Source organism: Pseudomonas sp. 44 R 15, assembly GCF_900004965.1.
GTDB lineage: Bacteria > Pseudomonadota > Gammaproteobacteria > Pseudomonadales > Pseudomonadaceae > Aquipseudomonas > Aquipseudomonas orientalis_A.
Genome location: NZ_CVTU01000114.1, coordinates 87,919 through 106,309, shown reverse-complemented (window position 1 = coordinate 106,309; position 18,391 = coordinate 87,919). Strand labels below are relative to the sequence as shown.

The following is an 18,391-nucleotide window of genomic DNA, read 5'->3' as shown; positions in this document are numbered from 1 at the left end:
CTGATTCACCGCTATCGGGGGCAAGCCCCCTCCCACATTTTGCACAGTGTTGTGTCAGTGCAGTGGGGTTACTCCAGGTGTTCGGGCTTGACCGGGTCGCCGGATTTCACATCCAGCTGATGGCGCACATCTTCGAACATCAAGTCGTACTGCTTGTGCATCGACCCGTTCAGCACGGCCATTTTCGGCATGCCGTATTTCTGCGCGATGTTCATCGCATGCCGGGCAAAGTCGAACGCCTGGTCCTTGGGCAGGAAGAACTCTTCCTTGAGGTCCTTGCCCTGCACCGAACCGTGCAGCTTGAACAACATGCCCTTGCCTTCCTTGGGGTCCTGGCTGACTTCATAGTCGATGCACAGGTTGTAGCTGTAGTCATGCTCGTTGAGTGCGTGACGTTCGACGTGCAAGTGTCCCGGTTCAAAGGTAGCCATAGGCAAATCTCCTCTACTTCACAGATAGGTGATGCCAGGTGTCGCCGTGCTGATGCGGGTGCCGGCGTGGCCCTGGACGATGGCTTCGATGTCCGAGAGTGAACCGATCACGGCGGTTTTGCCAGTCTGACGGGCGAACTCGCAGGCCGCTTGCACCTTGGGCCCCATGGAGCCGGCGGCGAAGCCGAGTTTTTCCATTTCGTCCGGGTGGGCGTGGCCGATGGCCTTCTGGGTGGGCTTGCCGTAGTCGATAAAGGCGGCGTTGACGTCGGTGGCGATCACCAGCAGGTCGGCGTCCAGTTGCGAAGCCAGCAAGGATGAACACAAGTCTTTATCAATCACGGCTTCAATACCGCGCAGCTTGCCGTCTTCGCCATACATCGTCGGAATGCCGCCGCCGCCGGCGCAGATCACGATGGCGTTTTTTTCCAGCAGCCACTTGATCGGGCGGATTTCAAAGATGCGTTTCGGGCGGGGGCTGGCCACCACACGGCGGTATTTGTCGCCATCCGGGGCAATCGCCCAGCCTTTTTCAGCGGCGAGTTTTTCGGCTTCGGCTTTGGTATACACCGGGCCGATGGGCTTGGTCGGGTTCTGGAAGGCCGGGTCCCTGGCGTCCACTTCAACCTGGGTAAGCAGGGTGGCGAACGGCACTTCGAAGTCCAGCAGGTTGCCCAGCTCCTGTTCGATGATGTAGCCGATCATGCCTTCGGTTTCGGCGCCCAGCACGTCCAGCGGGTAGGGCGAGACGCTGGTGTAGGCCGCCGCCTGCAACGACAGCAGGCCGACTTGCGGGCCATTGCCGTGGGCGATCACCAGCTCGTTGCCGGCGTGGATCTTGGCGATCTGTTCGGTGGCGATGCGGATATTGGCGCGTTGGTTGTCCGCGGTCATGGGTTCACCACGGCGCAGGAGGGCGTTGCCGCCCAGGGCTACGACGATGCGCATAATGCAATCCTTCTAGAGCTCGCAATCCTGTGTAGGAGCGAGCTTGCTCGCGAAGGAGGTCAACGATAACGCGCCCATTCTGAATGAACGCGGTGCCCTTGAGTTTTTCGCGAGCAAGCTCGCTCCTACAGTGTGATCGCAGCAGGGTTTAGATATCCGCCAACGCCGACACCAGGATCGCCTTGATGGTGTGCATGCGGTTTTCCGCCTGCTCAAAGGCAATGTTGGCCGGCGATTCGAAGACTTCCTCGGTCACTTCCACGCCATTGGCCAAGTGCGGATAGCGTGCGGCGATGTCCTTGCCGACCTTGGTTTCGCTGTTGTGGAACGCCGGCAGGCAGTGCATGAACTTCACCCGTGGGTTGCCCGAGGCCTTCATCATCCTGGCGTTGACCTGGTACGGCAGCAGTTGCTCGATACGCTCGTCCCAGGCTTCCACCGGCTCGCCCATGGACACCCAGATATCGGTGTGGATGAAGTCCACGCCCTTGACCGCTTCGGCCGGGTCTTCGGTGATGGTGATGCGTGCGCCGCTTTCTTCAGCGAAGGCCTGGCACTGCTTGATGAAGTCGTCGTGTGGCCACAGCGCTTTTGGCGCGCCGATGCGCACGTCCATGCCGAGCTTGGCGCCGATCATCAGCAACGAGTTGCCCATGTTGTAGCGCGCATCCCCGAGGTAGGCGTAGCTGATGTCATGCAGCGGCTTGTCGCTGTGTTCGCGCATGGTCAGGGTGTCGGCGATCATTTGCGTGGGGTGGAATTCGGCAGTGAGACCGTTGAACACCGGCACGCCGGCGAACTTGGCCAGCTCTTCGACGATCTCCTGCGCAAAGCCACGGTATTCGATGGCGTCGAACATGCGGCCCAGTACACGGGCCGTATCTTTCATGCTTTCCTTGTGGCCGATCTGCGACGACACCGGGTCGATGTAGGTGACGTGGGCGCCCTGGTCATGAGCCGCCACTTCGAACGCGCAACGGGTGCGGGTCGAGGTTTTTTCAAAGATCAGCGCGATGTTCTTGCCTTTGAGGTGTGCACGCTCGGTGCCGGTGTACTTGGCGCGCTTGAGGTCGCGGGACAGGTCCAGCAGGTAGTTCAACTCGCGGGTGGTGTGGTGCATCAGCGACAGCAGGCTGCGGTTGCGCATATTGAAAGCCATGATGGAATCTCCTTAATAGTCGATAGGGTCGCGGATGATCGGGCAGGTCATGCAGTGGCCGCCGCCACGGCCTCGGCCCAGTTCACCGGCGCTGATGGTGATGACTTCCACCCCGGCCTTGCGCAGCAGGGTATTGGTGTAGGTGTTGCGGTCGTAGCCGATCACCACGCCAGGTTCCACGGCCACCACGTTGTTGCCGTCATCCCACTGCTCGCGTTCGGCGGCGAAGCTGTTGCCGCCGGTCTCGACCACACGCAGGGCCTTGAGGTTGAGCGCTGCGGCGACGGTCTCGAGGAAGTTGGTTTTCTCGCGTTGGATATCGATACCGTGCGGCTTGCTCTCGTCAGGGCGCAGGGTGAAGGGCACGATCTGGTTGACCACTTCGGGGAAGACGGTGACCAGGTCGCGGTCGCAGAAGCTGAACACCGTGTCCAGGTGCATCGCCGCGCGGGATTTGGGCAGGCCGGCGACGATTACCCGTTCCACCGCGTTGTTCTTGAACAGATTGCGCGCCAGTTGGCCGATGGCCTGGTGCGACGAGCGCTCGCCCATGCCGATCAACACCACGCCGTTGCCGATTGGCATCACGTCACCGCCTTCCAGCGTGGCGGCGCCGTGGTCCTGGTCGGGGTCGCCGTACCAGATCTGGAAGTCGGCGTGGGTGAACTCCGGGTGGAATTTATAGATGGCGCTGGCCAGCAGGGTTTCCTGGCGTCGCGCCGGCCAGTACATCGGGTTGAGCGTCACGCCGCCGTAGATCCAGCAGGTGGTGTCGCGGGTGAACTGGGTATTGGGCAGCGGCGGCAGGATGAAACTGGCGTGGCCGAGGAAGTCGCGGAACATCTCGATGGTCCTGCCGCCGAAGCTGCTCGGCAGATCATCGGCCGACACGCCACCGATCAGGAACTCGGTGATCTTGCGCGGCTCCAGGCTGCGCAGCCAGGAACCGACTTCTTCGACCAGGCCCAGGCCAACCGTATTGGCGGTGATCTTGCGCTGCAGAATCCAGTCCAGGGCCTCGGGAATGGCGACGATGTCGGTCAGCAGGTTGTGCATTTCCAGCACATCAATGTCCCGCTCGCGCATCTTGGTGACGAAATCGAAGTGGTCGCGTTTGGCCTGGGCCACCCAGAGCACGTCATCGAACAGCAGTTCGTCGCAGTTGTTGGGGGTCAGCCGCTGATGGGCCAGGCCTGGGGAGCACACCATGACTTTACGCAGTTTGCCGGCTTCGGAATGGACGCCGTATTTCACTTTTTCCGTGGTCATTACAGATCCTCCAGTGAACAACAATTACAGGGTCAGGAAGCCGTCGTAGAGCCCATAGGCCGCCACCAGGGCGCCAATGACCACTGCGGTGAAAATCAGCTTCTCGACGTTGGTGAATATCGGTTTGCCCAGTTCACGCTTGGCCTTGGCGAACAGGATCGCGCCGGGGGCGTAGAGCAGGGCCGAAAGCAGCAGGTATTTGGTGCCGCCGGCGTAGAGCAGCCAGATCGCATAGATCAGCGCGAGGGCGCCGATGAACAGGTCTTTGCGCCGCTCTTTGAAGGCGTTCTCGTAGGTTTCGCCGCGTACCGCCAGCAGCAGGGCGTAGGCCGCCGACCACAGGTAGGGCACCAGGATCATCGAGGTGGCGAGGTAGATCAGCGACAGGTAAGTGCTGGCGGAAAACAGTGTGATGATCAGGAACAGTTGCACCATTGCGTTGGTCAGCCACAGGGCGTTGACCGGCACGTGGTTGGCGTTTTCGCGGCGCAGAAACGCCGGCATGGTGTGGTCCTTGGCGGCGGCGAACATGATCTCCGCACACAGCAGCACCCATGACAGCAACGCGCCCAGCAGGGAAATGATCAAGCCGACGCTGATCAGCACCGCGCCCCAGTGGCCCACCACATGCTCCAGCACGGCGGCCATTGACGGGTTCTGCAGCTTGGCCAGTTCCGGCTGGGTCATGATCCCCAGGGACAGCACGTTCACCAGCATCAGGAACAGCAGTACGGTGATAAAACCGATCACGGTGGCCTTGCCGACGTCGCTGCGTTTTTCCGCCCGGGACGAGAAGATGCTCGCGCCCTCGATACCGATGAACACCCACACGGTGACCAGCATCATGTTGCGCACCTGGTTCATCACGCTGCCCAGGTCCGGGTTTTTCACGCCCCAGATGTCCGCGGTGAAGATGTCCAGCTTGAACGCGAACACTGCGATCAACACGAACAGCACCAGTGGCACCACCTTGGCGACGGTGGTCACCAGGTTGATGAACGCCGCTTCCTTGATCCCGCGCAGCACCAGGAAATGCACGGCCCACAGCAACACCGACGCGCCAATCACGGCGGCGAGGGTGTTGCCTTCGCCAAAGATCGGGAAAAAGTAACCGAGGGTGCTGAACAGCAGTACGAAGTACCCGACGTTGCCCAGCCAGGCACTGATCCAGTAACCCCAGGCGGACGAGAACCCCATGTAGTCGCCGAAGCCGGCCTTGGCGTAGGCGTAGACACCGCCGTCCAGGTTTGGCTTGCGGTTGGCGAGGGTCTGGAACACGAAGGCGAGGGTCAACATGCCGATCGCGGTAATCACCCAGCCAATCAATACCGCGCCGACGTCGGCACTGGCGGCCATGTTTTGCGGCAATGAGAAGATCCCACCGCCAATCATCGAGCCCACCACGAGTGCAACCAGTGCGCCAAGCCTTAGTTTTTCGGGTGAATCAGACATTGTGTGACTCCAATGCAGGAGAGAGAGATCACAGAATAATTCCGTGGGCTAATCAAATAGCTGACTCAGATCACTTCATTGGCACATTCCATTGTAAATTAATGACTTGGCATGGAAGTTCGTGGGACGATGAAAATCCCGAAGAAGCGCTTTGCAGAGCGCTTCTTGCGTGTTGATTAATCATTTGGTGTGGCGTGGATGTATGACGCTAGTTCGTATTCGCGAATGTGCAAACTTCTTAATGAAGTTTGACGACTGCGTCATGTCGCGCTTATTTAAATTCTAAATACGCCTGAACTTTCTGTGTTTACATGCCTTTATGTTATGAGTGCGCTGCATGCATTAATTGAATTGATAGTGTGCCCAAGTGTCTGCTGAGAAACTTATTCGAGGAACTTCAATGTCCCAGCCCGCGCAGAAACTTCGGCTCGGTGCCCTGATCGCCTTGGTGGTGGGTTCGATGATCGGCGGTGGGATCTTTTCCCTGCCGCAGAACATGGCCGCACGCGCTGGCGTGGGCGCTGTGCTGATCGGCTGGGCGATCACCGCCATCGGCATGCTGACCCTGGCCTTCGTATTCCAGACCCTGGCCAACCGCAAGCCGGAACTGGATTCCGGCGTGTACGCCTACGCCAAGGCCGGGTTTGGCGACTACATGGGGTTTTCGTCCGCCTGGGGTTACTGGATCAGCGCGTGGCTGGGCAACGTCGGGTACTTCGTCTTGCTGTTCAGCACCCTCGGCTACTTTTTCCCGGTGTTCGGCCAGGGTAATACGCCGCTGGCCATCGGCTGTGCGTCGGTGCTGCTGTGGGCCGTGCATTTTCTGGTGCTGCGCGGTATCAAGGAGGCGGCGTTCATCAACCAGGTCACCACGGTGGCGAAAATTGTGCCACTGCTGATGTTTATCGTGATTGCTGCCGTGGCGTTCAAGGCCGACATCTTCAGTCGCGATATCTGGGGCCTGGGCAACCCGCAAATGGGCAGTGTGACGGAGCAGGTGCGCCACATGATGCTGGTCACGGTGTTTGTGTTCATCGGTATTGAAGGCGCCAGCGTCTACTCGGCGCGGGCCGAGAAACGCGCGGACGTGGGCCGGGCCACGGTGATTGGGTTTCTCGGCGTGCTGGCGCTGTTGGTGCTGGTGAATGTGCTGTCCCTGGGGATCATGAGTCAGCCGGAACTGGCGCAATTGCAAAACCCCTCCCTGGCCGGGGTGCTGGAACATATCGTCGGGCCCTGGGGGGCGATATTGATCAGCCTCGGCCTGGCGGTTTCGTTGCTGGGGGCGCTGCTGTCGTGGGCGTTGCTGTGTGCCGAAATCCTCTACGCCACCGCCCAGGACAAGACCATGCCGGCGTTCCTGAAGAAGGAAAATGCCAACCAGGTGCCGGTCAACGCGCTGTGGCTGACCAACGTGATGATCCAGGTTTTCCTGGTCATCACGCTGTTTTCAGCCAGTACCTACACCACCCTGATTTACCTGGCATCGTCGATGATTCTGGTGCCGTACCTGTGGTCGGCGGCCTATGCGGTGCTGTTGAGCGGGCGTGGGGAAACCTACGAAGGCGCCCAGCGTCGACGCATCAAGGACCTGCTGGTGGGCCTGATTGCCCTGGCTTACGCCGTATGGCTTTTGTATGCCGGCGGCCTGAAATACCTGCTGCTGTCGGCGCTGTTGTATGCCCCCGGTGTGATTCTGTTCGCCCAGGCCAGGCGCGAGCAGGGCCAGGCGTTGTTCACCCCGGTGGAAAAAGGCATTTTCGGGTGTGTACTGGCAGGCGCCGCAGTGGCGGCCTACGGGCTGTACAGTGGGGTGTTGTCGTTGTGACATGTCGGAAATTGATAGTGGGTGTACTGGCCCCATCGGGGCATAGGTATCTACACAACTCAGCAGCGCCCAACCGTAACCACGATGCGAAGCGAGCCGCTCTTGATCTTGCTCTGCTTTTGATCTTGATCTCAGGCGCCCCGTTAAACCACGCTGGCCGAACGCAGGCTTGAATCCGTGGGTAACCCGGCAGGACGCCGGGTTAGCCGCACTGGGCCATGGATGGCCCATTGCGGCGGCCCACGGATTCAAGCCTGCGTTCGGGCACACCGAGCCTAGGCGAGGTGCCGAGTGGTGGGGCAAGAGCGTTTTGCTTACTTTTGCGCTTTTCAAAAGTGAGCCGCCGTCAGGGCGGAACCCTAAGTGGCCGTTACCACAGAAACGGATATGTACTCGATCTGATCCAACATCCCGGTCGGCCCAGAGGCCGCCATCGGGGGCAAGCCCCCTCCCACATTTTGATTTGTGAACCCATTCAAAAGTGGGAGGGGGCTTGCCCCCGATGGCGGTCTTCAGATCACCACTGCGCTCGGTGTGACCCCAATTCCCCCGCCGGCAAATCCCATTGCAGCGGCGTACCGCTGATCGTCAGCGGCGCCAGCAATCGATGCGCCTGGCCCCAGGCGGTCTGTTCCACCACCAGACCTTGATCACCCGCCTCTTCAGCCCGCAACGCCGGTTGCTCCGGCACCTGCCCCGCATCCACCAATAACTTCGCCGTACGGGCCAGCGACAATCGCGCCGAACCCCCGCGCCCGGACTTCAAACGTTCGCTCAACGCCCGGATCGCACTGGCCGCCATCAGATACCCGGTCGCGTGGTCCAGCGCCTGCACCGGCAGCGGCGACGGTTTGTCCACCTGTTTCCAGGCCATCCCGGCCTCGGCAATCCCGCTGCTCATCTGCACCAGGCTGTCAAAGCCGCGCCGATTGCGCCACGGGCCGCTCCAGCCGTAGGCATTGAGGCTGACATCGATCAGGCCCGGCGCGATGCGTTGCAGCGCGTCGCCCGCGTAGCCCAGTTGCTCCAGCGCATCGGCGCGGTAACCGTGGAACAGAATGTCGGCGTTTCTGAGCAACGCTTCGAAGACCTGCCGACCCTCGGCGCTTTTCAGGTCAAGACGCGCGCAGCGCTTGCCCAGGGTCATTTCCGGTACCACGCCGGGTTCGTCCCAGGTGGGCGAGTCGATGCGCAATACGTCCGCGCCCAGGCCCGCGAGAAAACGACTGGCGACCGGGCCGGCCAGGACGCGGGTCAAATCCAGCACCTTGATACCGGCCAGCGGTCGGGCCGTGGTGCCGAGCCAGGGTTGGTTGCCGGCGGTGGCGAAGGCCTGCCGCTGTATCAGTGGCTCGGCATTCACCGCCAAGCCCTGGGGGTGGCCCTGCCAGGCTTGCCAGGTGCGCATTTGCGCCGCACAACCGCCTTCGTCGACCACCGCCTGTTCCAGTTCGGCGGCGTTCCACTTGGCGACGTTATGCGCCATTTGCGCGCGTTCAGTGACCTTGCCCAACACCCGTTCGGCCGCTGCGCGGTGATGGGGCGCGTTGGTGTGCAAGCGAATCCAGCCGTCGGCGCTTGCGTAGTCACCGGCTATCGGGTCCCACAGCGGCGGCACTTGCCAACCCAGCGGGCGAATCGATGAGGAAAACCACAACGAGGCGAGGCGACGGTCTACGCTGATGCTCGGCAAGCGAGCGGTCTGTTGACGGATAAGCTCGGCAACGGCCTGGCCGGCGGCGCCGATGCTGGCGGCGGCCAGGTCAGTCACGGCAAAGGCCGAGGGCAGGGCGCCGGGCTCGCTCAGGATCAGTGGGGTAGGAGGCAGATCGAGTGCGGCTTGGATGGGTGTCAGCAGGTCGGTCATCGAAGGCCCTCCATAAGAGAAGGGCCACTATAGAAGATCGTCAGGCCGGTGTGGCAACCCCGGGCACCAATGGCAGTTCGAGACTGGCGACAAAGCCGCCGCCCTGATGATTGGCCAGGATCAGTTGGCCGCCATGGCGTTCAGCGGCGCGACGTGCGATCGCCAGGCCCAGGCCGTGACCTTGCGCGGTCTGGCCGGGTGCGCGGTAGAACGGCTCGCCCAGTTGGTTCAGGTGCTCGGCTTCAACGCCGGGGCCGTGATCGCGCACGCTGATCAGGATCCGTTCGCCCTGACGCTGCGCGTGCAACTCGATGGCTTGGCCGGCCGGGTTGAAGCGCTGGGCATTGCGCAGCAGGTTGTCCACGGCGCGCTCGATCATGGTCGGCCAGCCCTTGAGGCGCAGGTCGGGTTCAGCCGTCAGTTGCACCTCTTGCTCCGGCGCGCTGAGCTGGGCGTCTTTTTGCAGGGTCTTGAGCAGTGGGTTGAGGTCGATCTCTTCGGCGCTGGCGTTGTCGGCATCCACCCGGGCCAGGACCAGAATCTCACTGATCAAGGCTTCCAGGCGGTCGCATTCGCGGGTCAGGCGCGGCCAGAGTTTTTCCCGATCTTCGGGGCTGGCGCGTTCGGCCAGGGCCAGGGCGATACGCAAGCGGGCCAGGGGCGAGCGCAGTTCGTGGGAGACGTCGCGCAACAGTTGGCGCTGGCTGCCGATCAGGCTTTGCAGGCGGGCGCCCATGCGGTTGAAGTCGGTGGCCAGGACGCCGAATTCATCGCGGCGGTTGGCCAGTTGCGCCAGGCTGTTCTGTTGATACGTGGCCTGGCCCAGGTCATGCACCGCGCCGCGCAGTCGGCTGAGCGGGCGGGTGATCGACAACGTCACCAACAGGCTGAACAGCGTCAGCACCACCAGGGCAATGGCCAGGGCGCTGAACGGCCATAACAGGCTGCTGCGGTGCCAGGCGTCCAGCTCCGGATGAGGAATGCGATAGATCAGCAGGTAGGTGTCGCCGGTTTTTTCGCTGGTGTATTCGGCGGTCAGGCGGCGCCAGGGCAGGTGGCTGTCCTGGCTGTCATTCTGCCGGGCTTCAAGGGCGGCGGCGCGGCGCGGGAAGGTGCCGCGTACCACCGGCTCGCCGCCCTCGTTGAGCACTTGCACGTCAATGTGGTACTGGCGCTTGCGTTGCTGCAGCAACTCCTGGGCAGCCTCTTCGCCCTGGGCTTCGTAGAGTTGCGTCCACTCTTGGGCCAGATTGTTGAGGCCGGGATGGCGGCTGAGAATCCAGGCGTCCTGATTCAGCATATGCCCAAGCAGGATCGACAACCCCGCAACCAAGGCGATGGCCAACCAGAAACTCGCCAGGATGCGCCAGAACAATGACCGCACGGGAAACCCTCAAAAAGGAAAAGCCCAGCGGCGGGGAGCCACTGGGCTGGGAGCATTAACGCTGGGGCATTATTGCGCTTTTTGTGGCTGTTGCGCTTTCCAGGCCTGGAATTCCTTCCATTCGGCACGACGCTGCTCTTGTTGCTTGACGATCTCGTCGAACTTCTTCTGCTGGTCGGGCTTGAGGATGGCGCGAATATCGGCCTGGGTTTTCTGCTTGCCGGCGGCGATCTCGTCCTGCATGGCTTTCTGGTCGGCGGCCGGCAGTTTGTCCAGGTACTTGCGGGTCAGGTCTTTGCGAGCGTGCCATTGGTCACCCATCAGCTTGCGGATCTGCTCGTGTTGTTCCGGGCTCAAATCCAGCTGGCGGAACGGGCCGCCTTTACCACGCGGGCCGTGTTCACCGTGACCCGGGCCACCCATCATGTGGCCTTCCGGACCGCCCATCGGGCCTGGGCCTGGACCTGGGCCTTCCGGCATGGCGGCCATGGCGACGGTAGGCAGTGCAGCGGCGAACATCAAAGCGATAAGGGTCTTGCGCATGGTGATTCTCCTGTCTCTATTCCGGTGAGTCCGGATGTGAGTAGATTACCCAGGGCAAGGTCAGCCGCCGTCAGCGGAGCGTAAAGGTTTGGTAAGGTTGAGGCGGCGGCTCCGATCGTTCCCACGCTCTGCGTGGGAATGCATCCCGTGACGCTGCGCGTCACCCAGGCTCAAGGTGCGTAGTAGTAACCACGACTACGCAGCGCCACGATCCGCGGCCGGCCGTCCGGGTGCGGGCCGATCTTCTTGCGCAGGTTACTCACGTGCATGTCCAGGCTGCGATCGTACAGGGTCAATTTGCGGCCCAGGGCGATCTGCGCCAGTTCCTGTTTATCCAGCGGTTCGCCGGGTTGGCGCAGCAAGGCCTCGAGCAGGCGGCTTTCGGAGACCGTCAGGGTAAATTCCTGTTCGTCGATGCTGACCACCCCGCGCACCGGGCTGAAGCACAGGTCGCCCAGCTCCAGTTGGGTCGACACCGCAGCCGGATGACTGCGGCGCAGTACGGCGCGCAGGCGCGCAGTGAGTTCGCGCGGGTCGCAAGGCTTGGCCAGGTAATCGTCGGCGCCCAGTTCCAGGCCGAGGATGCGGTCCAGGGGTTCGCCCCGGGCCGACAGCATCAGCACCGGCAACTCCGGGTGGTCGTTGCGCAACTGCTTGAGCAACTCCAGGCCACTGCCGTCGGGCAGCATCACGTCGAGCACCACCGCCGCCGGAGCGGCTTCGGCCAGGGCCTTGCGGGCGCTGGAGCCGTCATGGCAGGCGCGCACCTGGAAACCTTCCTGGCTCAGCCAACTGACCAGCAGCTCGCAGAGCTCCTGGTCATCATCTATCAGTAACAGCTCGCTCATGACTCACTCAATTTAGCCATTGTCGACGACGACGGTGCCCACCGCTGGCGAAGATGCCACACAGCAGGGCGATCAGTGCGACGCCCGCACCGGTGACAAACCACTGCTGCTGCTCGGTCAACCATCGGGTCAAGGCGCCGTCCTGTGTCTCTTTGAGTTGCTGGGCCAGGCGTTGGTTCTCCTGGCGCAGACGACTCAGTTGCGCGCTTTCGCGGGTGGCCTGCGCGCTTTGCAGTTGCTTGCTCAGCTCTTCGCGCAGCCCTTCGCTTTCTTTCAAACGTTGCTGCAGTTCGGTGACCTGGCTGTGGGGACTCAAGGACAGCGGCGTGGCGCTGCCGCTATTGGAGGTCTCTTCAGCCTGGGCCGTCGCCCCGAGGGTTAACACTGCCAACAGACACAACTGACGTAAGCGCATCGGAACTCCTGATTCCACACGAATATTCAGAACGTTATCGGCAGGTTACCGGGAATAATGAGCCATCAGGCGGGCGCCCAAGCGTTTTGGTCGGGCGCCACCGGGCTCAGGGCAGGACTTGCTTGAACGGCTTGATCACGACATCAGCGTAGACACCCGCCGCGACATACGGATCAGCCTTGGCCCACGCCTGGGCATCGGCCAGGGACGCGAACTCGGCAACGATCAGGCTGCCGGTGAAACCCGCGTCGCCCGGGTCGTTGCTGTCGACGGCCGGGTGCGGGCCGGCCAGTACGATGCGGCCTTCGGTTTGCAACTGCTTGAGGCGTTCGACATGGGCGGGGCGCACGCTCAGGCGTTTTTCCAGCGAGTTGGCAACATCGGTGGCAATGATGGCGTAGAGCATGTCAGTCCTCGGTTTTCGGCGTGGTGGCGGCAGTGTCATGCAGGTGGCGCGACAGGTAGATACCCTGGCCGACCAGGAACAGCAGGGTCATGGCCAGGCTGCCGAACACCTTGAAGTCGACCCAGTAGTCTTGAAAGGTAAACGCCACGAACAGGTTGGCGGCACCGCAGAAGAGGAAGAACACGATCCAGGCCACGTTCAAGCGTACCCAGATCGGCTCCGGCAAGGTCAGCGCGTGGCCCATGATCCGCTTGATCAGCAGGCGATCACCAATGAAGTGGCTGCCGATGAAGACCAGGGCGAACAGCCAGTTGACCACCGGGGCTTTCCACTTGAGGAAGGTTTCGCTGTGGAAGGCCAGGGTCAGGCCGCCGAATACCAGGCAGGCGACGAGGGTCAGCCACTGGCTTTTTTCCAGCTTGCGCTGGGAGATGAAGATGGCGCCGTAAACCACGATGGAGCTGATGATCAGCACGGCGGTGGCGCTGTAGATGCCGCCGAACGAGAGTTCGTGACCGGCGATGTCTATGACCCTGGGGTCGAGTTTGGTAACGATGAAAAACAGCAACAGCGGGATGAAGTCGATGAATTGTTTCACAGTAAGAGCCAGAAGCTGGATGTGGCGGCATAATAACAAACATCCTTGGTTGCGATAGCGCCAGCTGACTTGAGGTTACACACTCCCGTGAATGTTGATTTGCACTGCCACAGCACGGCCTCCGACGGCGCCCTGGCGCCTGCGGTACTGGTTGCGCGTGCGTTTGAAAAAGGCGTGCGAGTCCTGTCGCTGACCGACCACGACACCCTCGAAGGCCTCGACGAGGCCCGCACGGCGGCCCATGCACTGGGCATGCAACTGGTCAACGGCGTGGAATTGTCCTGCACCTGGGGCGGCGCCACCATTCATGTGCTCGGCTACGGTTTCGAGCAGAACGCCCCGGCCCTGGTGGCCGCCATCGCCCAATTGCACGATGGCCGCTGGCTGCGGTCCGAAGAAATAAGCCGCAAGCTCAGCCTCAAAGGCATGCCCGGCGCCCTTGACGGCGCCCGCGCCATCCAGCAGGAACTGGGCGACAGCGGTAACGCGCCGGCCCGTCCGCACTTTGCCGACTGGATGGTGCGTGAGGGGTTCGTCAAGGATCGCGCCGAGGCCTTCCGTAAATGGTTGGGCGCGGGCAAGCTGGGCGATGTGAAGCAGCACTGGCCGACCCTGGAAGACACCGTCGGCACCCTGCGGGCCGCCGGGGCCTGGGTCAGCCTGGCGCACCCCTGGCATTACGATTTCACCCGCAGCAAGCGCCGCAAGCTGATCGGCGACTATATTGGAGCGGGCGGCCACGCGATCGAAGTGGTCAACGGGCATCAACCTGCCGAGCAGGTTGGTAGCCTGGCGATCCTGGCGCGCGAATTTGGTCTGCTGGTCAGTGCCGGCAGTGATTTTCATGGCCCAGGCGGCTGGTCCGAGATCGGCGAGTATCGCCAGGTCCCGGAAGATCTGCCGCTGTTGTGGGGGCGATTCAAGCATGACCCCATTATTGCCACCGTCTGAACAGGTAGAACACGTGAGTCAATTCTTCCAGATTCATCCGGAAAACCCCCAGGCGCGCCTGATCAAGCAGGCGGTCGAGATCATTCGCGCCGGCGGCGTGGTGATCTATCCAACTGATTCGTCCTACGCCATCGGCTGCCAGATCGGCGACAAGGGCGCGGTCGAGCGGGTCAGACGCCTGCGTGAGCTGGACAAGAATCATAACTTCGCGCTGATCTGCAGCGACTTGTCGCAGTTGGGGCTGTTCGCCAAGGTCGACACGGGCACCTTCCGCTTGCTCAAGGCGCACACGCCGGGGCCCTACACCTTTATTCTCAACGCCACCCGCGAAGTGCCGCGCCTGCTGCTGCACCCGAAGAAGCGCACCATCGGCCTGCGCGTGCCGGAACACCCGATCGCCCTGGCTCTGCTGGCCGAGCTGGGCGAGCCGCTGATGAGCGTGTCGTTGATCATGCCGGGCGATACCGAACCGCTGGAAGACCCGTATGAAATGCGCCAGTTGCTGGAGAAGCAGGTGGATCTGATCATCGATGGCGGCTTCGGGGGCGGCAAGGCGTCTACCGTGATCAACCTGGCCGACGGCGAGCCTGAAGTGATCCGTGTGGGCTGCGGCGACCCTACGCCGTTTATGGTCGAGGCCTGAATGTCGGTCGTGGAAACCGTCGATCCCCAGGCGGGCGCCCAGCAGGAACTGCCATTTGCCATGGTCTATGGCCAGGCGGTCATGGAAATGCCGCTGGATTTGTACATCCCGCCCGACGCCCTGGAGGTCTTTCTCGAGGCCTTCGAAGGCCCGCTGGACTTGCTGCTGTATTTGATTCGCAAACAGAACATCAACATCCTCGATATTCCCGTGGCGGAAATCACCCGCCAGTACATGGGCTATGTCGAATTGATGCAGTCGGTGCGCCTGGAACTGGCCGCCGAATACCTGGTGATGGCCGCCATGCTCGCCGAGATCAAGTCGCGCATGCTGCTGCCGCGCTCGGAAGCGGTCGAAGCCGAAGAAGATGACCCGCGCGCCGAACTGATTCGTCGCTTGCAGGAATACGAGCGCTTCAAGGCAGCGGCCGAAGGTATCGACGGTTTGAGTCGGGTTGGCCGCGATGTAGTGGTGCCCAAGCTGGACGCGCCCGAGGCGCGCGCGCGCAAGTTGTTGCCTGACGTCAGCCTGGAAGAGTTGCTGATGTCCATGGCCGAGGTGCTGCGCCGTGGCGACATGTTCGAAAGCCACCAGGTCAGCCGTGAAGCCCTGTCCACCCGCGAGCGTATGAGCGATGTGCTGGAGCGCCTCAAGGGCGGCGGGTTTGTGCCGTTTGTCGAACTGTTCACCGCAGAAGAAGGGCGCCTGGGCGTGGTGGTGACCTTCATGGCGATCCTGGAGCTGGTCAAGGAGTCCTTGGTCGAGCTGGTCCAGAATGAGCCGTTTGCGGCTATCCATGTGCGGGCGCGAGCCGAATAACGAGCTGAATCGATGAATCTGACTGAACCCCGCGAACTGGCGCCCTTGCTGGAAGCTTTCCTCCTGGCCTCGGGCAAGCCGCAATCCCTGGAGCGCCTGTTCGAACTTTTTGAAGAGGCCGAACGCCCCGAACCGCCTGTGTTCAAGAAGGCGCTGGAGATCCTGCGCAAGTCCTGCGACGGTCGTGCCTTTGAGTTGCGTGAAGTGGCGTCGGGGTATCGCCTGCAGATCCGCGAGAAATTTTCCCCGTGGGTGGGACGCTTGTGGGAGGAACGCCCGCAGCGTTATTCACGGGCGATGCTGGAGACCATGGCGTTGATCGCCTATCGCCAGCCGATCACCCGGGGCGAGATCGAAGATGTGCGGGGCGTGGCGGTCAACAGCCATATCGTCAAGACGCTGCTGGAACGCGAGTGGATTCGCATCGTCGGCTACCGTGACGTGCCGGGCAAACCGGCGATGTTCGCCACCACCAAAGTGTTCCTCGACCACTTCAACCTGAAAAACCTCGACGACCTGCCGCCGTTGGCCGAGCTGCGCGAGATGGAAGCCGAGCCGGTGCTGGACTTCGACGACGCGCCGGTGCCGCAGAGCCTGCAGGAGCTGGCCGATGCCAGTGCCGAGCCGGAGGAGCCCAAGGACGAAACCAGTTTCCATACCTTGCTGCTGGAACTGGACGACATGGAGCAGGGGATCAAGACCGACTTTGATGATTTGCTGCGTGATGGCGCCGCTGAGCCGCAAACCGAGGTGAACGTTGAGCCCGAGCCCGACGTCGAAGAAGATATCCTCGGCGTCGCCGATGCCCGCGAAAAACTGCTGGCCGCCGTCGCCGCCCTCGAACAGCCGCCGCTGAGCGACGAGGAAGACGAAGCCCGGGCGCTGGCCGAGGCGATCGAAAACGAACGCCGCCAACTCGAAGACTGACAAGATCCAATGTGGGAGGGGGCTTGCCCACGATTGCAGTGTGTCAGTCAGCACAACCATCACTGATACACCGCAATCGGGGGCAAGCCCCCTCCCACATTTTGATCGCCGTTGTCCGAGAGCAACTATGACTTCGACCAAAGACCCCTGCATCAGCATCTGCAAGTTCAGCGACGACATCTGCGTCGGCTGTGGCCGCAGCAAGCGTGAAATCCGCGCCTGGAAGAAACTCGACAAAGTCGACAAGCGCACGGTGCTGGCCGAAGCCGAACTGCGCTTGCTGGCGTTGGGCGCCACCGGTCGGCGGAAAAGCAAATGACTTGGGTGTTATCGACTACTCTCTGATGCGCAACACGCGCCATGCGCGTATGATTCGCGACCCTTTGCCGACCTATTCGGCCAAAGCCCCGCTTTCAACACTCTTCAGGCCACGCCTGAATCGACCCACCGGGAGGTGCTTAAGATGAACGACAAAGACCAGAACGACAGCCAGGAAATCGGCCCAGCAGGCGAAAAACTGCAAAAGGTGCTGGCGCGTATCGGCGTGGGCTCGCGCCGCGACGTCGAAGCCTGGATCACCCAGAAGCGAATCAAGGTCAACGGCGTCGAGGCCACCCTCGGCCAGCGCGTCGACCTGCATGACGCGATCACCATCGATGGCAAGGTCATCAAGCGCGAAGAAGCCGCCGAATCGGTACGCCGCGTGATCATGTACAACAAGCCCGACGGCGAGATCTGCACCCGTGACGACCCGGAAGGCCGTCCGACCGTGTTCGACAAGATGCCCAAGCCCAAGGAAGGCCGCTGGATCAACATCGGTCGCTTGGACATCAACACCACCGGTTTGCTGATGTTCACCACCGACGGTGAATTGGCCAACCGCCTGATGCACCCCTCCTACGAGATGGACCGCGAATACGCCGTGCGCGTACGTGGCGAAGTCGATGACGAGATGATCGAGCGCTTGAAAGCCGGTGTGGTCCTTGAAGACGGCCCGGCCAAGTTCACCGACATCAAGCAGGCGCCGGGTGGCGAAGGGTTCAACCACTGGTACCACTGCGTGGTGATGGAAGGCCGCAACCGTGAAGTCCGTCGCCTGTGGGAATCCCAGGGCCTGGTGGTCAGCCGCCTGAAACGCGTGCGTTTCGGCCCGGTGTTCCTCAACTCCGACCTGCCGATGGGGCGCTGGCGCGAAATGAGCCAGTACGAAGTCGACATCCTCAGCGCCGAAGTCGGCCTGACGCCGGTCGCGATGCCGCAGATGAACGCCAAGAGCAAAGACAAGCTTGAGCGTATGCAGCGTAAATCGTCGCGCCCTGTGCCGCGTACCGAGCGCGTTGCCCGCACCCTGCGCCCGGCGTTGAATGCACCGGCAACCGGCGGGCGTATTTCCCGCGAGCCGCAGATTGAAGGTGAGCGCCGTCCAACCGCGCCATCGCGCCAGGAAGGCGAGCGTGCTCCACGCGCCCCGCGTCCGGCTCCGTCGGGTGGTCGCAGCAACCGTGGTGAAGCCGACCGTCCGGCCGACAACGCCAGCACCAAGCGTCCGGCCAAGCCAGCGGCGAACAAGCGCCCTGGCCCGAAGCTGGTGGCTGACGAGCCGTCGGGCAAGCGCCGTGGCGCTCCGGCGGGGTCCGGTCAGCGTCCGGGTTTTGGTCGTAAGAAGCCGCAGTGAGGCCGTAGCCGCTGCATAAAAAAGCCAACCCTGGGGTTGGCTTTTTTTTCCTCTAAATTTGAAATGCAATCAACTGTGGGAGGGGGCTTGCCCCCGATGGCGGCATCTGGGCCGACCAGGATGCTGGGTTGAGTACATATCCGTTTCTGCGGTAACGGCCACTTAGGGTTCCGCCCTGACGGCGGCTCACTTTTGAAAAGCGCAAAAGTAAGCAAAACGCTCTTGCCC

19 protein-coding genes are annotated in these 18,391 nt (G+C 62.0%); 7 read left to right on the top strand and 12 right to left on the bottom strand.

What is annotated here, in order from left to right:
* Positions 1 to 68: 68 nt before the first annotated feature.
* From BFP93_RS23045 to arcD (BFP93_RS23025), 5 genes are all read right to left on the bottom strand, one after another.
* The gene (locus BFP93_RS23045) at positions 69 to 431 is read right to left on the bottom strand and encodes a DUF5064 family protein (RefSeq protein ID WP_065895065.1); all 363 of its coding nucleotides are present in this window, start codon (positions 429 to 431) and stop codon (positions 69 to 71) included.
* 18 nt (positions 432 to 449) lie between these two features.
* Positions 450 to 1,379 carry a carbamate kinase gene (gene arcC, locus BFP93_RS23040; protein ID WP_065895064.1) on the bottom strand — a complete coding sequence of 310 codons (930 nt, stop codon included), beginning with the start codon at positions 1,377 to 1,379 and terminating at the stop codon, positions 450 to 452.
* A 148-nt stretch (positions 1,380 to 1,527) separates the two neighbouring features.
* A complete protein-coding gene (locus BFP93_RS23035) occupies positions 1,528 to 2,538 on the bottom strand; it encodes an ornithine carbamoyltransferase (RefSeq protein ID WP_057723821.1) in 1,011 nt (336 codons plus the stop codon).
* A 12-nt stretch (positions 2,539 to 2,550) separates the two neighbouring features.
* On the bottom strand, positions 2,551 to 3,807 hold the full coding sequence (gene arcA / locus BFP93_RS23030; RefSeq protein WP_065887625.1) for an arginine deiminase: 1,257 nt from the start codon (positions 3,805 to 3,807) through the stop codon (positions 2,551 to 2,553).
* Between the two features lie 24 nt (positions 3,808 to 3,831).
* A complete protein-coding gene (gene arcD / locus BFP93_RS23025; RefSeq protein ID WP_065895063.1) occupies positions 3,832 to 5,259 on the bottom strand; it encodes an arginine-ornithine antiporter in 1,428 nt (475 codons plus the stop codon).
* Between the two features lie 400 nt (positions 5,260 to 5,659).
* Here arcD (BFP93_RS23025) and arcD (BFP93_RS23020) point away from each other — a divergent pair, with 400 nt between their 5' ends.
* On the top strand, positions 5,660 to 7,087 hold the full coding sequence (gene arcD, locus BFP93_RS23020; protein ID WP_065895062.1) for an arginine-ornithine antiporter: 1,428 nt from the start codon (positions 5,660 to 5,662) through the stop codon (positions 7,085 to 7,087).
* Between the two features lie 517 nt (positions 7,088 to 7,604).
* Here the strand turns inward: arcD (BFP93_RS23020) and BFP93_RS23015 are convergent.
* The 7 genes from BFP93_RS23015 to BFP93_RS22985 form a co-directional block, all read right to left on the bottom strand.
* Complete coding sequence (locus tag BFP93_RS23015; RefSeq protein ID WP_065895061.1) at positions 7,605 to 8,954, bottom strand: CoA transferase; 1,350 nt, start codon at positions 8,952 to 8,954, stop codon at positions 7,605 to 7,607.
* 40 nt (positions 8,955 to 8,994) lie between these two features.
* Positions 8,995 to 10,338: a sensor histidine kinase gene (locus BFP93_RS23010; RefSeq protein WP_065895060.1), complete on the bottom strand. Its 1,344-nt coding sequence runs from the start codon at positions 10,336 to 10,338 to the stop codon at positions 8,995 to 8,997.
* A gap of 69 nt (positions 10,339 to 10,407) precedes the next feature.
* Entirely contained in the window at positions 10,408 to 10,881 is a 474-nt protein-coding gene (locus BFP93_RS23005; protein WP_065887630.1) for an LTXXQ domain protein, read from the bottom strand.
* A gap of 170 nt (positions 10,882 to 11,051) precedes the next feature.
* Positions 11,052 to 11,729 carry a response regulator transcription factor gene (locus BFP93_RS23000; protein WP_065887631.1) on the bottom strand — a complete coding sequence of 226 codons (678 nt, stop codon included), beginning with the start codon at positions 11,727 to 11,729 and terminating at the stop codon, positions 11,052 to 11,054.
* Between the two features lie 7 nt (positions 11,730 to 11,736).
* Positions 11,737 to 12,144, bottom strand: coding sequence for a translation initiation factor 2 (locus BFP93_RS22995; protein WP_065895059.1), 408 nt, complete (start codon positions 12,142 to 12,144; stop codon positions 11,737 to 11,739).
* 106 nt (positions 12,145 to 12,250) lie between these two features.
* Complete coding sequence (locus BFP93_RS22990) at positions 12,251 to 12,550, bottom strand: YciI family protein (protein ID WP_065887633.1); 300 nt, start codon at positions 12,548 to 12,550, stop codon at positions 12,251 to 12,253.
* Position 12,551: 1 nt separating this feature from the next.
* The gene (locus BFP93_RS22985; protein ID WP_065887634.1) at positions 12,552 to 13,148 is read right to left on the bottom strand and encodes a septation protein A; all 597 of its coding nucleotides are present in this window, start codon (positions 13,146 to 13,148) and stop codon (positions 12,552 to 12,554) included.
* 87 nt (positions 13,149 to 13,235) lie between these two features.
* On the opposite strand from BFP93_RS22985, the gene BFP93_RS22980 reads away from it, so the two are divergent.
* The 6 genes from BFP93_RS22980 to rluB all read left to right on the top strand — a co-directional run bounded on the left by BFP93_RS22980 (position 13,236) and on the right by rluB (position 18,163).
* Positions 13,236 to 14,099 (top strand): PHP domain-containing protein, encoded by an 864-nt coding sequence (locus BFP93_RS22980; protein ID WP_065895058.1) that lies wholly within the window; start codon positions 13,236 to 13,238, stop codon positions 14,097 to 14,099.
* Between the two features lie 13 nt (positions 14,100 to 14,112).
* Positions 14,113 to 14,742, top strand: a complete 630-nt coding sequence (locus tag BFP93_RS22975; RefSeq protein ID WP_065887636.1) for an L-threonylcarbamoyladenylate synthase — start codon at positions 14,113 to 14,115, stop codon at positions 14,740 to 14,742.
* Positions 14,743 to 14,862: 120 nt separating this feature from the next.
* Positions 14,863 to 15,561, top strand: a complete 699-nt coding sequence (locus BFP93_RS22970) for a segregation and condensation protein A (RefSeq protein WP_170827597.1) — start codon at positions 14,863 to 14,865, stop codon at positions 15,559 to 15,561.
* Between the two features lie 12 nt (positions 15,562 to 15,573).
* Positions 15,574 to 16,488 (top strand): SMC-Scp complex subunit ScpB, encoded by a 915-nt coding sequence (gene scpB, locus BFP93_RS22965; RefSeq protein WP_065887638.1) that lies wholly within the window; start codon positions 15,574 to 15,576, stop codon positions 16,486 to 16,488.
* Between the two features lie 127 nt (positions 16,489 to 16,615).
* On the top strand, positions 16,616 to 16,807 hold the full coding sequence (locus BFP93_RS22960) for a DUF1289 domain-containing protein (protein ID WP_065887639.1): 192 nt from the start codon (positions 16,616 to 16,618) through the stop codon (positions 16,805 to 16,807).
* A gap of 144 nt (positions 16,808 to 16,951) precedes the next feature.
* Positions 16,952 to 18,163, top strand: a complete 1,212-nt coding sequence (gene rluB / locus BFP93_RS22955) for a 23S rRNA pseudouridine(2605) synthase RluB (RefSeq protein WP_065887640.1) — start codon at positions 16,952 to 16,954, stop codon at positions 18,161 to 18,163.
* The last annotated feature ends 228 nt before the right edge of the window (positions 18,164 to 18,391 follow it).

Bases quoted from the DNA above. Each gene is read 5' to 3' on its own strand.
- rluB (WP_065887640.1), top strand. From the start codon at position 16,952: ATGAACGACAAAGACCAGAACGACAGCCAGGAAATCGGCCCAGCAGGC.
- BFP93_RS22995 (WP_065895059.1), bottom strand. From the start codon at position 12,144: ATGCGCTTACGTCAGTTGTGTCTGTTGGCAGTGTTAACCCTCGGGGCG.
- BFP93_RS23045 (WP_065895065.1), bottom strand. From the start codon at position 431: ATGGCTACCTTTGAACCGGGACACTTGCACGTCGAACGTCACGCACTC.
- arcA (WP_065887625.1), bottom strand. From the start codon at position 3,807: ATGACCACGGAAAAAGTGAAATACGGCGTCCATTCCGAAGCCGGCAAA.
- BFP93_RS23035 (WP_057723821.1), bottom strand. From the start codon at position 2,538: ATGGCTTTCAATATGCGCAACCGCAGCCTGCTGTCGCTGATGCACCAC.
- arcD (WP_065895062.1), top strand. From the start codon at position 5,660: ATGTCCCAGCCCGCGCAGAAACTTCGGCTCGGTGCCCTGATCGCCTTG.
- BFP93_RS22990 (WP_065887633.1), bottom strand. From the start codon at position 12,550: ATGCTCTACGCCATCATTGCCACCGATGTTGCCAACTCGCTGGAAAAA.
- BFP93_RS23015 (WP_065895061.1), bottom strand. From the start codon at position 8,954: ATGACCGACCTGCTGACACCCATCCAAGCCGCACTCGATCTGCCTCCT.
- BFP93_RS23005 (WP_065887630.1), bottom strand. From the start codon at position 10,881: ATGCGCAAGACCCTTATCGCTTTGATGTTCGCCGCTGCACTGCCTACC.
- BFP93_RS23000 (WP_065887631.1), bottom strand. From the start codon at position 11,729: ATGAGCGAGCTGTTACTGATAGATGATGACCAGGAGCTCTGCGAGCTG.
- scpB (WP_065887638.1), top strand. From the start codon at position 15,574: ATGAATCTGACTGAACCCCGCGAACTGGCGCCCTTGCTGGAAGCTTTC.
- arcC (WP_065895064.1), bottom strand. From the start codon at position 1,379: ATGCGCATCGTCGTAGCCCTGGGCGGCAACGCCCTCCTGCGCCGTGGT.
- BFP93_RS22960 (WP_065887639.1), top strand. From the start codon at position 16,616: ATGACTTCGACCAAAGACCCCTGCATCAGCATCTGCAAGTTCAGCGAC.
- arcD (WP_065895063.1), bottom strand. From the start codon at position 5,259: ATGTCTGATTCACCCGAAAAACTAAGGCTTGGCGCACTGGTTGCACTC.